The organism is Paenibacillus xanthanilyticus (assembly GCF_042682185.1).
Lineage (GTDB): Bacteria > Bacillota > Bacilli > Paenibacillales > Paenibacillaceae > Paenibacillus_Z > Paenibacillus_Z xanthanilyticus.
The window spans coordinates 814518-829560 of the sequence record NZ_JBHUHA010000002.1; the positions used below are offsets into that span (position 1 = coordinate 814518).

15 protein-coding genes are annotated in these 15043 nt (G+C 59.7%); 4 read left to right on the forward strand and 11 right to left on the reverse strand.

The window, feature by feature from the left end:
- Positions 1-30: 30 nt before the first annotated feature.
- Entirely contained in the window at positions 31-966 is a 936-nt protein-coding gene (gene glsA, locus ACFSKT_RS20660) for a glutaminase A (RefSeq protein WP_377718327.1), read from the forward strand.
- Positions 967-1057: 91 nt separating this feature from the next.
- Here glsA and ACFSKT_RS20665 read toward each other — a convergent pair whose 3' ends face one another.
- Positions 1058-1282 (reverse strand): helix-turn-helix domain-containing protein, encoded by a 225-nt coding sequence (locus ACFSKT_RS20665; RefSeq protein WP_377501205.1) that lies wholly within the window; start codon positions 1280-1282, stop codon positions 1058-1060.
- Between the two features lie 232 nt (positions 1283-1514).
- A complete protein-coding gene (locus ACFSKT_RS20670; protein WP_377718326.1) occupies positions 1515-2855 on the reverse strand; it encodes a YhcN/YlaJ family sporulation lipoprotein in 1341 nt (446 codons plus the stop codon).
- Between the two features lie 323 nt (positions 2856-3178).
- On the opposite strand from ACFSKT_RS20670, the gene ACFSKT_RS20675 reads away from it, so the two are divergent.
- The 3 genes from ACFSKT_RS20675 to ACFSKT_RS20685 all read left to right on the forward strand — a co-directional run bounded on the left by ACFSKT_RS20675 (position 3179) and on the right by ACFSKT_RS20685 (position 6224).
- Entirely contained in the window at positions 3179-4138 is a 960-nt protein-coding gene (locus ACFSKT_RS20675; RefSeq protein WP_377718757.1) for a ketoacyl-ACP synthase III, read from the forward strand.
- Between the two features lie 224 nt (positions 4139-4362).
- A complete protein-coding gene (locus ACFSKT_RS20680; RefSeq protein ID WP_377718325.1) occupies positions 4363-5448 on the forward strand; it encodes a glycosyltransferase family 4 protein in 1086 nt (361 codons plus the stop codon).
- Positions 5449-5507: 59 nt separating this feature from the next.
- The gene (locus tag ACFSKT_RS20685; protein ID WP_377718324.1) at positions 5508-6224 is read left to right on the forward strand and encodes a glycosyltransferase; all 717 of its coding nucleotides are present in this window, start codon (positions 5508-5510) and stop codon (positions 6222-6224) included.
- Positions 6225-6257: 33 nt separating this feature from the next.
- Here ACFSKT_RS20685 and ACFSKT_RS20690 read toward each other — a convergent pair whose 3' ends face one another.
- The 9 genes from ACFSKT_RS20690 to wecB all read right to left on the reverse strand — a co-directional run bounded on the left by ACFSKT_RS20690 (position 6258) and on the right by wecB (position 15012).
- The gene (locus ACFSKT_RS20690) at positions 6258-6839 is read right to left on the reverse strand and encodes a hypothetical protein (RefSeq protein WP_377718323.1); all 582 of its coding nucleotides are present in this window, start codon (positions 6837-6839) and stop codon (positions 6258-6260) included.
- 128 nt (positions 6840-6967) lie between these two features.
- Positions 6968-7750 carry an SDR family NAD(P)-dependent oxidoreductase gene (locus tag ACFSKT_RS20695; RefSeq protein WP_377718322.1) on the reverse strand — a complete coding sequence of 261 codons (783 nt, stop codon included), beginning with the start codon at positions 7748-7750 and terminating at the stop codon, positions 6968-6970.
- Between the two features lie 108 nt (positions 7751-7858).
- The gene (locus ACFSKT_RS20700; protein WP_377718321.1) at positions 7859-8350 is read right to left on the reverse strand and encodes a GNAT family N-acetyltransferase; all 492 of its coding nucleotides are present in this window, start codon (positions 8348-8350) and stop codon (positions 7859-7861) included.
- 740 nt (positions 8351-9090) lie between these two features.
- Entirely contained in the window at positions 9091-9891 is an 801-nt protein-coding gene (gene bacA / locus ACFSKT_RS20705; protein ID WP_377718320.1) for an undecaprenyl-diphosphate phosphatase, read from the reverse strand.
- Positions 9892-10404: 513 nt separating this feature from the next.
- Complete coding sequence (locus ACFSKT_RS20710) at positions 10405-11130, reverse strand: glycosyltransferase (protein ID WP_377718319.1); 726 nt, start codon at positions 11128-11130, stop codon at positions 10405-10407.
- 22 nt (positions 11131-11152) lie between these two features.
- Complete coding sequence (locus ACFSKT_RS20715; protein ID WP_377718318.1) at positions 11153-12118, reverse strand: NAD-dependent epimerase/dehydratase family protein; 966 nt, start codon at positions 12116-12118, stop codon at positions 11153-11155.
- The gene (locus ACFSKT_RS20720; RefSeq protein WP_377718317.1) at positions 12115-12945 is read right to left on the reverse strand and encodes a dTDP-4-dehydrorhamnose reductase family protein; all 831 of its coding nucleotides are present in this window, start codon (positions 12943-12945) and stop codon (positions 12115-12117) included. Before ACFSKT_RS20720 ends, ACFSKT_RS20715 begins: the two co-directional genes overlap by 4 nt.
- Positions 12942-13925, reverse strand: coding sequence for a polysaccharide biosynthesis protein (locus tag ACFSKT_RS20725; protein ID WP_377718316.1), 984 nt, complete (start codon positions 13923-13925; stop codon positions 12942-12944). The genes ACFSKT_RS20720 and ACFSKT_RS20725 overlap by 4 nt, the downstream gene beginning before the upstream one ends.
- Positions 13915-15012: a non-hydrolyzing UDP-N-acetylglucosamine 2-epimerase gene (gene wecB / locus ACFSKT_RS20730; protein ID WP_377718315.1), complete on the reverse strand. Its 1098-nt coding sequence runs from the start codon at positions 15010-15012 to the stop codon at positions 13915-13917. The genes ACFSKT_RS20725 and wecB overlap by 11 nt, the downstream gene beginning before the upstream one ends.
- Between the last annotated feature and the right edge of the window lie 31 nt (positions 15013-15043).

A 15043-nucleotide genomic window follows, 5' to 3' on the forward strand; every position in this document is an offset into this window, starting at 1 on the left:
TAACAACTAGCCACCGCGGGAGGAAATCGCATGTTGGATCAAATTCGCGCCCAGCTGCCGGGCTGGGTGAACGAAAGCCGCGCGCTCGCCGTTCATGGCCGGGTCGCCGCTTATATACCGGAGCTGGCAAAGGCACCGGCCGACGCGCTCGGCATCACCCTCATGGGGCGAGGCGGCGAGACCGCGTCCGAAGGCAGCCATGATCTGAAATTCACGATGCAGAGCATCTCCAAGGTGTTCACGCTGCTGCTGGCGCTTATGGATCACGGCGAGGAAGGCGTGTTCGCCAAGGTCGGGATGGAACCGTCGGGGGACGACTTCAATTCCATGCTCAAGCTGGAGCTGGTTGAGCCTGGCATCCCGTTCAACCCGCTTATCAACGCCGGAGCCATCGCGGTTACGTCGCTGATCAAGGGCGAGACGCCCGCCCGCAAGATCGAGCGCATTCTTCGCTTCTTCCGGGATGCGGCCGGAACGAACGAGCTGCGCATCAACGAAGCGGTCAGCCGATCAGAGGCCGCGACGGCGCATCGGAACCGTTCGCTCGCTTATTTTCTGAAGGATAACGAAGTGCTCGGCGGAGAGATCGACGTCGAGGAGCTGCTGCAGGTCTACTTCGATCACTGTTCCGTGGAGATCGATTGTACGCAGCTGGCGCGCATGGCGCTCGTGCTCGCATTCGGCGGCATTGATCCGGTTACGGGCCGGGAGCTCGTCCCTCGACGCTACGTTCGCATCGCCAAATCGTTCATGGTCACGTGCGGCATGTACAACGCCTCCGGCGAGTTCGCGATCCGCACCGGCATCCCTGCCAAGAGCGGCGTCTCCGGCGGAATCATGGCCATTGTACCCGGTCAATACGGCATCGGGGTCGTCGGCCCCGCGCTCGGACGCCAAGGCAACAGCACGGCGGGCGTCCATCTGCTGGAGCGGATGAGTACGGCGTTCGATTGGAGTTTGTTCTAAGTCGTGTCCCGCGCGCGTCAAAAAGCCTTCCTACACCGCTTTCGAACGAAAGCGCAATAAGAAGGCTTGAGCAAGGTTAGCGGCCGGGCGGTCAAATTTTCAGTTCCCCAAGCTTAATCAGCTCGACAACCGCTTGCGAACGACCTTTGACGTTCAGTTTCTGCATAACATTGGAAATATGGTTGCGGACCGTTTTCTCGCTAATAAACAGCTGCTGCGCGATATCGCGAGTCGTTTTGTCCTGAACGAGAAGTTCGAACACTTCGCGTTCGCGGTGCGTCAATAAAAATTTGCTCTTCTGGTCGTTGTCCCTCAAATGCGTCACCCCTCCTTGCTCGGGATTTTTGTTGTCTAACAAGGTCAAGGGATACAGTCAAAATATAGTATGAAAAGGCGAATAGAGTGGTGCGATTGTGCATAAAAATGGGCGCTCGTCACGATAACGCGACGGCAAGGCGAAACGGCCAGGCCTGTATGCGAACGCAAAAGAAGAACCGGCGATCCGCTTGCGCGGACGCCGGTTCTTCTTCTATCGCGTGTAACAGAAATTATCGGTCTCGAAGCGCCCTTGCCGGGAAGACCCGCTCCGCCATGGCGTTGAACTCGGTGATATACCCTTGAATCGGGTGTCCGAGACGAACATCCTCGGCATACGCCGCCATCCGGTGGACGAAGTCCGGGTTGGAGGAGACGTATACGTGGTTGACGGAAGGAGCCATTGATCTCACTTCACGCTCGACCTCGGCTTGCAGCTGACCGTCGATGCGCACGGCACTAGCGCCCGTCATGGACAGCGGACGAACTGTGCTTCGTCCTCCGCTGCCATACATGTCGTAATCGATGCTGTTCTGGTAGCCGATCGACATGCCGCGGCCCAATTCCCCGCCATACGGCCGTACCGTCGTCGCGCCGCTCGTGGTGTTGCCGCGTTGGGCAGGATGGGTAAACCGTAACCGATCGCGCATAATATCCATAGCCCGGCTATTCATGCGGCGGCCGCGATCCATCTGGGCTTCCATGGTGGATTCGCGGTCGTTACGGACGATGTCCGCTCCGTTCGACGGGGTGCCCGCGGCCGAAGAGCGCATGCCGATCATGCGATCGTTCGCCATATTCTTATTATTCATGGCATCATATTGCATGCGGTCGCCGATCCGATTCAGCTCGCCGGTGCTCTGCAGCATCTCCGCGTAATTCGAGAGCCCCATCGTATCGCGGAACGTATGCGCATAGTTCAGCGGGCCAAAAGCATTCGTGCCGGCTCCCGCGGCGTTCGCGCCCAAGCCGGTCCGAACCGCCGACTGGCGGCCGAATTTCGTGCTGTCGTAGCTTCTCCGGCCGTCGAAGCGGCTCGCTCTGGTGCTTTGCGTCATGCCGTCGAAATTAGAATGGCTCATCGTATCGCCGAACGGGTGAGCATAGGCTCGCGCGCCGCCCTCCGTTAGGGCATGGGCCGAAGGCGGTAAATACGCCATGTCAGTGCGGGAGAGCGGACGCATGGACGACTGACCGACCGATTGGGCGCTGATTCCCCCCTGCTCCCTGCCGTCGATCGCGACATAAGCGTTCGAGTTCGTCAGCATGACGTAAGCCGTGCCTACTCCGGATAACGAGGAGAGGCGTTCCGCGATATTCGTATCCAGTTCCAGACGATAATTGCGATGGGATCCGATAATGTTGTTGCTGTTCAAACGGCGGCCATTCATCCGATTCTGCTCGTTCAGCTGATCGTTCGCGAAAAATCTGACGTGCATATTGCCATTGCCGTCCTCGCGGACGCTTTGCTGGCGGATATTCCGGTTGCCCAGCTCGCCATGATTGTCGGAACAGCCGACGATGACCGTGCTGAACATGGCGCCGGCGGCAAGCCATAACCATTTGCGCTGCATGAACCATCCTCCATTCGTATGATCGAGCATGCTTTTTGCCCGATTATAGCGTTAGCCGAAGCCGGAGGGGCTATGCTGTCACTTTTAACCGATGCCGGTCATGGCTTTAATGGGATCACACTCTCCTACAAATATTCCCATTCCTTATCCGCCATTTCACGAAGGACATCAAATCTTAAATAGCGGCGTTCGTCCGGTTCAACGTTGACACCACGAACGAATTTAGGTAAAGTGAAGGTATTAGAACCTGGTACTAATAGTAGATACTAAAACCAAAGGAGCTGATCGCCGTGCAGACCCCTTCCTTCTACTCCAACGCGCGCATGACCGCATTCGGTAGCTACGTCCCGGAGCGCATCTTGACCAATGCGGATTTGGAGGCCATGGTGGATACCAACGACGAATGGATCGTGCAGCGCACCGGCATCCGCGAGCGACGCATCGCGGCCGATGACCAATACTGCAGCGATTTGTGCTTTGCGGCCGTGCGGGACCTGCAAGCCCGTTACGGCGCCGAGCTGTCCGACGTCGATTTTGTTCTCGTCGCGACGACGACGCCGGATACGTTCTTCCCGAGCATGTCGGCTCGCGTACAGGCCGAGTTCGGGATCGAGACATGCGGGACGGCAGACATCCAAGCCGCCTGCGCCGGGTTCGTCAGCGCCCTGCAGCTGGCCAACGGCCTGCTGCTGACCGGCGTCCACCGCAAGATTCTCGTCATCGGCGCGGAGACGCTCTCCAAGGCGACCGATTACGAGGACCGCTCCACCTGCATCTTGTTCGGGGACGGCGCCGGCGCCGCGCTGCTGGAAAGAAGCGAAGAAGGATCGCTGCTCGGCTCGTACGTCTCGACCTCGGGCGACCGCAACGCGAATCTGTACCGCTCCAGCCTGTCCGCTTCCATCGACGGCAAGCCGATCGCCACGAACGGCAAAATCGTCCAGAACGGCCGGGAAGTGTATAAGTGGGCCGTGACGAACGTGCCCAAGGGCGTATCGGCGCTGCTGGAGCGTTACGGCTACTCGCCATCCGATCTCGATTGGTTCGTGCCGCACAGCGCCAACATGCGTATCATCGAATCCGTCTGCGAGCGCACGGGTATTCCGGTCGAGCGGACGCTCGCCAGCCTCGAGACGCGCGGCAACACGTCCGCCGCATCCATTCCGCTCGCGCTGGATATCGCCATGAAAGACGGACGGCTGAAGACCGGCGACCTCGTGCTGCTGTACGGATTCGGCGGCGGGTTGACGGAAGCGGCGCTGCTGCTGCGCTGGACGCTGTAGCGTTCTGCTCCCGAGTGGAGATATCCTGGTTATCATCATGCGCTAGAATAGCCCTGCCGGAGTGCGATCACGCGCTCCGGCAGGGCTATTCGGCGTCTGACCGCAATTCAAAGCACGATGAACAAAGCGGCGGGAAAGGGTCATTTATCCAATCGGGCGCTAGAATCCCGCGCATAAAATAAGAGGTAGAGATAGCCATTTCACGCCAAAAGGAGACGCCTCCTATGAAATTGCTGTTCACGTTTTTCATCCCAAGCGGCGGGCTCGAGACGCTGAATCGGCTTCGCAGCCGGGCGCTTCGGCTGGCCGGCATCGAGTCGCATCTCCTCTATCTGCAGGATGGGGCCGGCCGGCAAAATTTGACGGACACGACCCACTTCATCACCAACGACGACGCCGATATCCGTTCGATTATCGAAACGTACAGCTACGACGCGGTCATCGCCTCGTGCGATCATCTGATGCCGCCGCGCTTGCGGGGCTTAGGATACGTGGGGCCGATTTTGTACGAGGCGCAGGGCCTTGGCGATCTTCGTGAAGCAAGACAGACGCTGGTCGATGCCGGACCGTGGCTTCGAGGCTTTACGCAGGCGATCATCAGTCCCCCGACGGTGCACTTAATGGAATTGTTCAACGCTCTGTATCCCGACCTCCCCCGTTTCTATTTGCAGAACATGGTCGACACGGATCGGTTCGCCCATCGGCCGGCGCCGTGGCTGAATCCGGAGGGCAAGCCGGTCGTCAGCTGGATCGGCAGGCTGGAGCCCAACAAGAATTGGCCGCTCTTCCTGTATATCGCCGGCGAGCTCGCCAAGCGCAAGCCGGATTTGGAGGTGTGGATGTTCGTCGACGAGAACCTTGCCCAAGCTGGCGAACGCGAGCGATTCCAGGCGCTCGTCCAAGAGCTCGGACTTGGCGGCCGGCTGACGGTCCGCTCGAACGTGCCGCACGATCAGATGCCGCTGTATTTGTCCGCGACCGGAGATTCGCATGGACTGCTCTTATCTACCTCGAATACGGAAGGATTCGGCTATGCCGTCGCCGAGGCGATGGGCTGCCGCTGCCCGGTGCTCGCGACCGACTCGGATGGCGTTCGCGCGTTTATTACCCCCCACGTCACCGGCAAGTTTTTCGCCAGGGACGATCTGGAAGGGGCGGTCAGCTCCGCGCTCGAGCTTATGGATAACCGCGCTTCGGCGGAATCGATCCGCGCGGCGGCCCAGCAGCACATTCGGTCTGGTTTCTCCCTCGCCCGCTACGCCGCCGATATGGTGAATGTCCTCACCGCGCTGGGCATTCACCGGGTTTGACGCCGACAAGCGTCCCGCCGAAGCGGCAATACCATTATAGAGAAGAAGAGGTGGACGGTATGACGCCTAAAGTGTCGATCATCATCCCTTTTTACAATGATCCCTACATCGGCCAGGCGATCGAAAGCGCCCTCGGGCAATCCTACGGGAATATCGAAGTAATCGTGGTGGACGACGGCTCGACCAGCAATCAGCATCTGATCGCGCCATATTTGCACCGCATCGTCTATCTTGGCAAAGCCAACGCCGGCACCGCCAGCGCGCTGAATTACGGCATCCAGGCCGCCAGCGGCAAATACGTCGCCTGGCTCAGCTCCGACGACCGGTTCTACCCGGACAAAGTGAACAATCAGGTCATCTTCATGGAGAGCGTCGGCGCGCAGATCAGCCATACCGATTACGACGTCATTAATGAGCACAACGCGATTACCCAGTATCGGGCGGGTTTGAAGTACCCGACGGCCAAAGCGTTCATCCAAGCGCTGCGCCTGGGCTGCCCGGTGAACGGCTGCACCGTCATGATGACGAAGAAGATCGTGGAGGAGATCGGCTATTTCAACCCGGGGCTTCCCTATACGCACGACTACGAATTGTGGATCCGAATGGTGCTCTGCCGCATCGATTTCCACTATTTGAACGAACCGCTCACCGCCTACCGTCGTCATACCAATATGGGCACGGTGAGGCATTTCGACCGGATCATGGACGAAGCCGGTTCGGTCAACCGCGCCTTCGCGCCGCTGATGGATGCGTTAATAGCCCAGCTTCCCGACTAGGGGGCTGGGCTTGTTTTCGTATGTCGCCGGCGATTATTTGGAGACGATGACCTTCTCGGACACGACGTGCATGGCCGAGTCGCCGACTGGCTGCATGTGGAAGCGAACCTTGTAATTGCCGCTATCCGCGAATTTGTAGCTGAGCACCGGGGTATTGATCCAGAAATCTTCCTTGCCCTTCTCCGGGAACGCCTTCTGGCCGGCCTTACGTTCCTCGATGAGCGTCTCGCTGCCGTCCGGAGCGGTGATCGTCACCTTGAAGGCGGCGAGATCCGTCTTGAGCGAATCGATCTGGGCGAGCACGTTGAAGGAAATTTTGGCGCCCTTGTTCACCTCGCCGAATATGGAATCGCTGTCTTTCGTCATCATATGTACGTTCGGCGTATAAATCGACACCGTCTGCTTCTTGCTATCCAAGCCGACGATGCCGCGCAGCTGATCCCGGATCAGGTCGACCGACAAGTACAGCCCATCCAATGCCTTCGCGCTGCCGCCCGCCGCTTCGGTGCCGTTCACGATGACCCTCATGCTCTTCGCGATGGGATCCGCGTATACGAGACCAGCGGTACATAGACTGAGCGCGGTCATGCCGACAAGCAAGCTTCTTACTTTCATCGAACCCTCACCTGCCCATCATATCATGTATATGATGACTAATTTACCATAAATATCAAACTATGATAAGCCTTTAATTGTGAGAATCCGTTCATTTATCCAGGAGATGATCTGCATGCCGTAAGAAGCTACAACACCGCGGCCGCACCGCCGTCGATATTCACCGAAGTACCCGTTACATACGAGGCCGCCGCCGAAGCGAGAAACGCGATGACGTTGGCCGCTTCCTCCGCGCGTCCGATACGACCGAGCGGAATGCCGTGCTTCGGATCGGCGGCGAACTGCTCCCACGTCAGCTCCGGCGCCTTCGTCTGCCACATCCGTTCAATCTGATCGCTGCGAATGAGCCCGATGCACACCGCGTTGACCCGGATGCCGTCTTTGGCCAAAGCCTTGCTCATCGCTTTCGTCAGCGCCAAGCCGGCCGCGCGGCTGACCGAGGTCGGCAGCGAGGAGGCGGACGGCGTCTTGCCGCCTACCGCGGTGACGTTGACGATCGCGCCTCCGCCGCGCTCACGCATATGCGGGATGACCGCCTTCGCGAAATGAACGGCACCGTACAGCTTCAAGCCAAGGTCCGCATCCCATGCGTCCGCCTCCACCGACTCGAAGGGCGCCGCAGCCGAGGTTCCGGCGTTATTCACCAGAATATCGACGCCGCCGAACGTCTCGACCGTCCGCGCGACTGCCTCGCGCGCCGCTTCCTCCGACGCGACGTCCGCCGATATCCGAAGCGCTTCGCGCCCCGTGGCTTCGACGATGCGGGCCGCCGCGAAGTTGAGCGCCTCCTTCCCCCGTGCCACGATCGCCACGTTCGCGCCTTCCGATGCCAGCCGAATGGCCGTCGCCAGCCCGATGCCTTTGCTTCCTCCCGTTACGATTGCCGTTTTGCCGCTTAATCCGAGATCCATATCCATGCCTCCCGATCGTTTTTTACTCTATTATTCCATATCCTTCCTAGGGCCGTCTACGAGAGGCGGAAAAAGAAAAAACCACCGGACGGGCGCGGCGGTTTGTCATTAGGCAGGCTGGAGTTGAAGCACTTTCCGGAGCGCGACGACGGAGACGCTCGTGCCGTCCGGCTTCTGTTCGAGTTCTTCGCCGAGGACGCTGTATCCGATCGAATCGTACAACCGGATTTGACGGGGCGCGTTCAAGCGAACTTTGCACGTCACGGTATTGCGGTTGCAGCTAGCGGCATACGCCTCCATGAATCGAAGCAGCGCCTTGCCGATGCCTTGTCCCTGCTTGCCGGGGAGGACGGACAGCTGGTGGAAATCGACGCCGTCGGTCTCCTTGAGCGCGAATCGGACCGTCGCGACGGGCAAGCCGTCTTCTTCGTCGTAGGCGATGATCGCTTTCTCGCCGCTTTCCAGCGCGAGGGCGATCCGTTCCGCGGTCTCGACCGGAACGGACATGGCCGATGGTTCTGCTTTATCGTGAAGGAAAGCCTGGATCATCACTTCGTGAATGACCGGCGCATCATGGGAATCTGCAATTTTATAAATCAAAGGAAGACCTCCTTGTCGTGTTCGTTTGTATAAATATACAACACAATTTATATTAATTCAACCCGGCGAATGTAAAGATTCCCTCGCCCCTTCCCCCTCCGCCGAGGGGAACCAGAGGGCTCTGCCCTTTTAATCCCACTTTTGTTGCTCCCTCCTCCCACCTCCTCCGCCGAGGAGGCTCCAAGCTTATGCTTCCGAAGCGCGCTTTCCGTTGGAAACCGCTCAGGCTTTGCCCTCTGGACTCCCTTTTCATACTAGCGAGTTGGGTCGCGGTTGGCGGGGCGGTAAGAGGTTGGCACGCTTTTGTCCTCGCGGACAAAGCTTCAGTAGGTGTTGAAGTCCGTCCTAACATTAGAGCCTGTAGACTTTGGCCCTGAGTGGCTTTCCTTAACCTGACAGCATTGCCCTCCGCCGAGGGGAACCACGGGCCCGGCCCTCTGGACACCCGGAAGGAGCGTGACTCGTTGTGCGGCCGTCTTCGATGTGTCCGTTCGGGTGGAGCCCGCTAGTCCTTCGGACTGGCTCTTGTTCGAGCTTCGTTCGTTACGTTTAGCCTTGGGGTGGTATCCTGTAGGTTGTCTGCTTGAAACAGCTCCCTGCTGACCTTCGCTTTCGTCCGCTTCCGCGGACACGCTCTACGTTTTTATCCATAACATGAGCGGCTGCACAATTCCCTAAGCTCCTATTCAATGAAAAAGAGGCCTGCCGGCCTCATGGCCGGCAAACCTCTCATGCTTACTCTACATGAGGAACAAATAGAACACGATTGCCAGGACGAAGCGGTAGAGGGCGAACCACTCCAGCTTCAGCCGTTTGATCAAATTGAGGAACGTCACGACCGCGATCATCGCGACGACGAAGGCGGCGATGAAGCCGATGACGAACAGCGTCATGTCGTCCGCGGTCAAATATTCGCGGCTGTCGTACATGTCCAGCACCGTCGCGCCGAGCATGACCGGCACGGAGATCATGAAGGTGAAGTCGGCCGCCGCCTTCTGGCTCGTGCCGAGCAAGAGGCCGCCCGAGATCGTGGAGCCCGAGCGCGAGAAGCCCGGCCATAGGGCCAAACATTGAAACATGCCGATGCCGAACGCTTGCCGGTATGTAATATTATCGCTTTCTTCCGCGGTAACCCTGCGCTTCGCACGGGCGGCCACGATCATGAGCACGCCGCCGACGACGAGACCGATGAGCACGGGGCCCGGTCCGAACAGCTCGTTTTTGATGACGTCCTTGAAGACCAGGTACACGACCAATGCCGGAATCATGGCCAGCACGAGGTGAATGGCGTTTAGTTTGTTTTTGTCGGAGAAATCGAATTTCAATAGATTCTTAAGCATGTCCATGTAACGCTTAAAATAGAGCACGAACACGGCAAGCACGGCGCCCAGCTGAATGACGATCTTGAACGTATCCGCCGCTTTCCCTTCAAAGCCGAGCAAATGCCCCGCCAAGATCAAGTGGCCCGTGGAGGATACAGGCAAAAATTCGGTCAAGCCCTCCAGTAGTCCCAACACAATCGCGCTAATAATGTCGTACATACGATTCCTATCCGCCTTTCTTCTATCTTTTGCGTTCCGGCCAACCTACTGACGATCGGGAACCGTCGAAAGTTTGCCGGCGCAAGCCTATTTTACGATTATAGCACGGGCAAGCCTAGGAAAACCTCATCTTCAATACCTGTTTTTTGAAATACAAGAATTGATAAGTTTCACGTTTATTCATACATCTTGTATCTCTCGTCGCGAAATGCTGCATTCCCAATCCTTGGATTGTGAACGCAAGCCAATTCGCTTATCCGGAATGTAACGCGCCGCGCCGCTAAAAGACGGCGTCAGCCGTTTCACCTCGGATGTTTCTCCTAAAATGGGGCGTGCAGGGGACTTAAGTTAATCGCGAACGCCGGCTGTCAGCCTAAGATAAAACGGCAAAAAAAAAGCGCCAGAGCATCGGGGGCGGCAGAAGCCGCCTCCCCGCGCGCTTGCGCCGCCGGTCCCTCAACCTAACTCGCCGAATTCTCGCCCGTCAGGCTCGACGGGGCCGCGGGTCTGACGCTATCCCCCGATCAAATGGCTCGTAAACGCGCTCCACCGGCTCGCATGTCTCGCCTGCGTCAGACGAATCTCGCGCGAGATCGCCTCTTTATGCAATACGGTCCCCATTCCCGCATGCCAGCGGTACGCCGTGAGCGGCTCCGGCAGCAGCAAGAACGGGAATCCCGCCAGCATGACGCGGTACCAATAATCCAGATCGTGGGTATATCTCAGCTGTTCATCGAACTCCCCGATCTGGTTGTACAAGAGCTTGCGCATCATGACGGTGCAGCCATTGACCGGATTGGCCGTGTTGAAGGCGCGGTAGAATTCGGGCCCAGCAGGCGGGGGCGTGATCCCCTTCTCCGCAATACGCCCGCCCTCGTCGATCAAATCGAAGCCCGTATGGCTGATCCAGCTGCCGGACCGCTCCATCGCCTGCACCTGGCGGGCGATCTTCTCCGGATAGAAGCGGTCGTCCGAGCTGAGCCACGCGACATATCGGCCGCTGGCAAGCCGGAAGCCGTAATTAAGCGCGCTCGCCGTTCCCCCATTGGCCTTGCCCAAGTAGTGAATCCGGCTGCCGTATTTCTTCAGCCGTTCGGCATGCATCGTCGAACCGTCGTCCACGACGATGATTTCGATGTCGGCGTACGTTTGCGCCAGTACGCTGTCCACGGCCTCGGTAACATATGGATCGTTAAAAAACGGAATGACGACCGTTACGGTCGGTCCGGCTTCTCCCATCGCTCGACGGCTCCTCCTCTTATTAGACGTTCGCCGCGCCGTCCGGTCCGCTGCGAACCAGTCGGCGCATCTGTTCCAGCGTATCCGAGGCCGACTGCGCAAGCGGGATCGAAGGCGCCCACCCGAGCGCGGTCAGCGCCGACGTGTCCGCCGGCAGCGGCGAAGGCGCGGCCGAGCTTCCGACCTCGAAGGCGAGCGGCGCATGCGCTAGCCGCGCGAAGCTGTCCGCCAGCTCGCCGAGCGTGATCATGCTGCCCGATGCCAGCGGATAGACGCGGCCCGATTCTCCGCCTGTGAGCAGCAATTCATACGCGCGAATCGCATCCCGGACGTCGAGCATATCGCGGCGTTCGGTTCGGGAGGAGAGGCGAAAAGCCGGAGGCGGCGCCTCTCCCCGCTCGGCCGCCAGCTCCGTCTCGGCCGCGTAACGGGCCAACAGCGCCACGATGCCTCGCGAACGGCCGGGACCGATCAAATTCCCGGGTTCGGCCACGATAACGTCCATCCCGTACATCGCCGCCCAGCTCTGGGCGGCGAGCACCTGCAGCGATTTGCTCAAGCCGTATGGATGCGGCGGCGCCGGCGCCTGCGTCCCGGACGGCAGCGGATAGCGCAGCATTGATCCGGCCACGATGGCGCGAATCGGCCTCCCGCTCGCCCGGATCGCTTCGAGCACGTAGACCGTTCCCATCAGATTCGCTTCCAGCGCGGACGCCGGATCGTCCCAAGACGGCCCGACCGCGTTCACCCCCGCCAAATGGAGGACGGCATCCGGGCGCGCATCCGCAAGCAGCGCCTTCACTTCAGAGGGCGCGGTCAGGTCGGAGGCGCGCCACTCCACGCCATCCGTTCCTGCTTGCATGGCCCCTTGCCGCGGCAGACGGCGCACGGCCCCGGTCACGTGCCAGCCCGCCGATGCGAAATGCGCGCAGGCATGCTCCCCGCAGAATCCGCCCGCGCCCGTAATCAACAGGCGAGGCCGGTTCATCGCGCGGACATCCACTCGGCCAGCTCGCGCAGCATGATCGCATAGCCCGGCGCTTCGTACTGCCAATCGTCCCGCGTCGAGACGAGCGAGCGATCGAGGAAGATCCGGCTGTCCGGCACGATCGTCACGTCATCCCGTCCGAATGTCTCGCGGAATAGACGCAGCAGCTCCAGCTTGCTGACCGTCTCCGCGGCCGTCAATTGCACCAGGCCGCCGATGCGCGGTCTTGCGATCGCGTATTCGACCGCCTTCGCGAGCTCCAGCGTCGTCACCCCGTTCCACATGACGCGCGCGTAGCCGCTCACGGTCCCTTCCTGCTTCAGAAACCATTGCAGCAGGCCGATGCCGTTCTGGCGAATTTCCGGACCGATAATCGACGTGCGAATCGTCAGGTGCTGCGGGTCCTTCACTTCCCCGAGCGCCTTGCTGCGCGCATAGACGGTCATGCCTTCCGGCTCGTCGGCCTCCGTGTACCGCCCGCGCTCCCCGCTGAATACGCAGTCCGAGCTAATATGGATCAATCTCGCCCCGATCTGCTCCGCCTGATGGCGCAGCCAGTGCGGCAGCAGTCCGTTCACCTGGTAAGCGAGCAGCGGATGGCTCTCCGCATCCTGATTCAGCACGCCCACCGCGTTCAGAATGACGTCGGGACGGACGGACGAGACCAGCGAAGCAACCGCTTCGCTGTCCGTCACCTCCAGCGGAAGACCCGATGGGTCTTCCGCATCCCTCGTCGTGTACAGCACCTCGTATCCGGGTTTGCTCCCGAAATAGGCGCGGAACATGTGGCCGGCCATGCCGGTCCCCCCGACGATCAGCAATTTCATGCGAGGAACCCCCCGCGCACAAGCATCGCCTTGATCTCCTCTTTGCTCATCAGCATTTGGCTGGAGCTGAAGCTGTCGAACTCGACGGCCGGATACGGCTTGTAATGCTCGCGCAGGCCCGGGATGTCGAGCGGCGGCAAAATGACCAAGTATTCGTCGTCGTACACGACCGTGCTCGTGCTTTCGAATTCCGTCAGCAAAATTTCGTGCAGCTTCTCGCCCGGCCGAACGCCCGTCTCCACCATTTCCGCCTGGATGCCGAGCGATTCCATGAGCACCTCCGCGAGATCGACGATCCGGCACGTCGGCATCGTCATGACGAAAATTTCGCCGCCCTGGCTCGATTCGCTCGCCTTAAACAGCAGCGCGATCGCGTCATGGAGCGTCAAGAAGAAGCGCGTCATTTTCATGTCGGTGATGCGGACTTGGCCCTTGGTCTTGATTTGGTTCATGAACAGATGCACGACGCTGCCGTTCGTCCCGAGCACATTGCCCCCGCGGACGCAGACGAATTTCGTATCGGAGCGAAGCAGGTTCGCGTAGACGATGAGCTTCTCGCCGATCGCTTTGGTCATGCCGTAGAAGTTGGACGGATTCGCCGCTTTGTCGGTCGAGATATAGATGACGCGCTTCACTTTGTTCGCGATGGCCGCTTCGATGACGTTCTGCGTGCCGATCACGTTCGTCTTGAGCGCTTCGTACGGCTGGTCCTCGCACACCGGCACATGCTTCAGCGCCGCCAGATGGAAGACGTAGTCGACCTCCTCGCACGCCTTCACCAGCGCTTCCTTATCGCGAATGTCGCCGATGCAGAAGCTGAGGGCCGGATGCTCGAACGCGCGGCTCATCGCCACCTGGCTCGACTCGTTGCGGGAGAAGACGATGATTTCCTTCGGCTGTTGGGGCAGCAGCTGGCGAATCAGCTCGTAGCCCCAGGATCCGGTGCCGCCAGTGACAAGAATGCGCTGATTAGTAAACATTCCATTTCCCTCCAAGCAGAAATTTGACAACCTTATCCGAGACGTCTTTCGCCAAATAGCCTTCCGGGCATTCCCAAGCGGCCGGCAGCGCCGTCATGACGGCAACCGCCTCTTCGATAGCCCTCGCGTCCAGTCCGCACACGACGTTGCTGCCGCAGTCGACCGTCTCCGGGCGCTCCGTCGTCGTGCGAATCGTCACCGTCGGCACGCCGAAGATGCAGCATTCCTCCTGCACGGTGCCGCTGTCGGTGATGGCGCACTTGGCGAACCGCTCCAGCGTGACGAAATCGAAGAAGCCGAGCGGCTCGTGGAAGGACACGCGCGGGTCCATCGCCACCTGTACGTTCCCGCTCTCGATCCGCGATTTGGTCCGCGGATGAATGCTGCAGACCAGCCGCGTATCGAACCGGGCGGCGACGCGATTGAGCCCCTCCAGGATGCCGGTGAGCCGCTCCGGATCATCCACGTTCTCCGCGCGGTGCGCGGTCACGATCATATAGCCGCCGGGCGCAAGGCCCAGGTCGGCCAGCACCGTGCTCGCCTCGATCTGCGGCATGTAGTGGGCGATGACTTCGTTGATCGGATTGCCGGTCTGCACGATGCGGTTGCTCGGGAAGCCTTCGCGCAGCAGATTGCCTTTGCTGTAGCCGGTATACGGCATATTGATCGTCGAGACGGCGTCGATGATCCGGCGATTCTTCTCTTCCGGCACGCCCAGATCGTAACAGCGGTTGCCCGACTCCATGTGCACGACCGGGATGCCCATCCGCTCCGCGACAATCGCGCAGAGCGCGCTGTTCGTGTCGCCAAGCAGCAGCACGACGTGCGGCTTGTGTTTCGCCAGGATGCGCTCGATCTCGCCGAACATGACCGAAAGCTGCCCCCCGAGCGTCTGCATGCCTTGACCGAGCATGTAATCCGGCTCCCGCAAGCCAAGCTCGCTGAAAAAAATGTCGCTCAGCGTGCGGGAGAAATTTTGGCCCGTGTGCACGAGCACGTGCTCCTCCGCCAGCGCATCGAGCTTCGGTATGATGCGGCTGAGCCGGATGATTTCCGGCCGTGTTCCCAGAATCGTCACTACGCGCATATCCGTCATTTCCCTCCTTCAAAACTTAAGG

What these genes read in the sequence shown, in the direction of transcription:
- glsA (WP_377718327.1), top strand. Translation starts at nt 31, where the DNA reads ATGTTGGATCAAATTCGCGCCCAGCTGCCGGGCTGGGTGAACGAAAGC.
- ACFSKT_RS20670 (WP_377718326.1), bottom strand. Translation starts at nt 2,855, where the DNA reads ATGCAGCGCAAATGGTTATGGCTTGCCGCCGGCGCCATGTTCAGCACG.
- ACFSKT_RS20675 (WP_377718757.1), top strand. Translation starts at nt 3,179, where the DNA reads ATGACCGCATTCGGTAGCTACGTCCCGGAGCGCATCTTGACCAATGCG.
- ACFSKT_RS20680 (WP_377718325.1), top strand. Translation starts at nt 4,363, where the DNA reads ATGAAATTGCTGTTCACGTTTTTCATCCCAAGCGGCGGGCTCGAGACG.
- ACFSKT_RS20685 (WP_377718324.1), top strand. Translation starts at nt 5,508, where the DNA reads ATGACGCCTAAAGTGTCGATCATCATCCCTTTTTACAATGATCCCTAC.
- ACFSKT_RS20690 (WP_377718323.1), bottom strand. Translation starts at nt 6,839, where the DNA reads ATGAAAGTAAGAAGCTTGCTTGTCGGCATGACCGCGCTCAGTCTATGT.
- ACFSKT_RS20695 (WP_377718322.1), bottom strand. Translation starts at nt 7,750, where the DNA reads ATGGATCTCGGATTAAGCGGCAAAACGGCAATCGTAACGGGAGGAAGC.
- bacA (WP_377718320.1), bottom strand. Translation starts at nt 9,891, where the DNA reads ATGTACGACATTATTAGCGCGATTGTGTTGGGACTACTGGAGGGCTTG.
- ACFSKT_RS20710 (WP_377718319.1), bottom strand. Translation starts at nt 11,130, where the DNA reads ATGGGAGAAGCCGGACCGACCGTAACGGTCGTCATTCCGTTTTTTAAC.
- ACFSKT_RS20715 (WP_377718318.1), bottom strand. Translation starts at nt 12,118, where the DNA reads ATGAACCGGCCTCGCCTGTTGATTACGGGCGCGGGCGGATTCTGCGGG.
- ACFSKT_RS20720 (WP_377718317.1), bottom strand. Translation starts at nt 12,945, where the DNA reads ATGAAATTGCTGATCGTCGGGGGGACCGGCATGGCCGGCCACATGTTC.
- ACFSKT_RS20725 (WP_377718316.1), bottom strand. Translation starts at nt 13,925, where the DNA reads ATGTTTACTAATCAGCGCATTCTTGTCACTGGCGGCACCGGATCCTGG.
- wecB (WP_377718315.1), bottom strand. Translation starts at nt 15,012, where the DNA reads ATGCGCGTAGTGACGATTCTGGGAACACGGCCGGAAATCATCCGGCTC.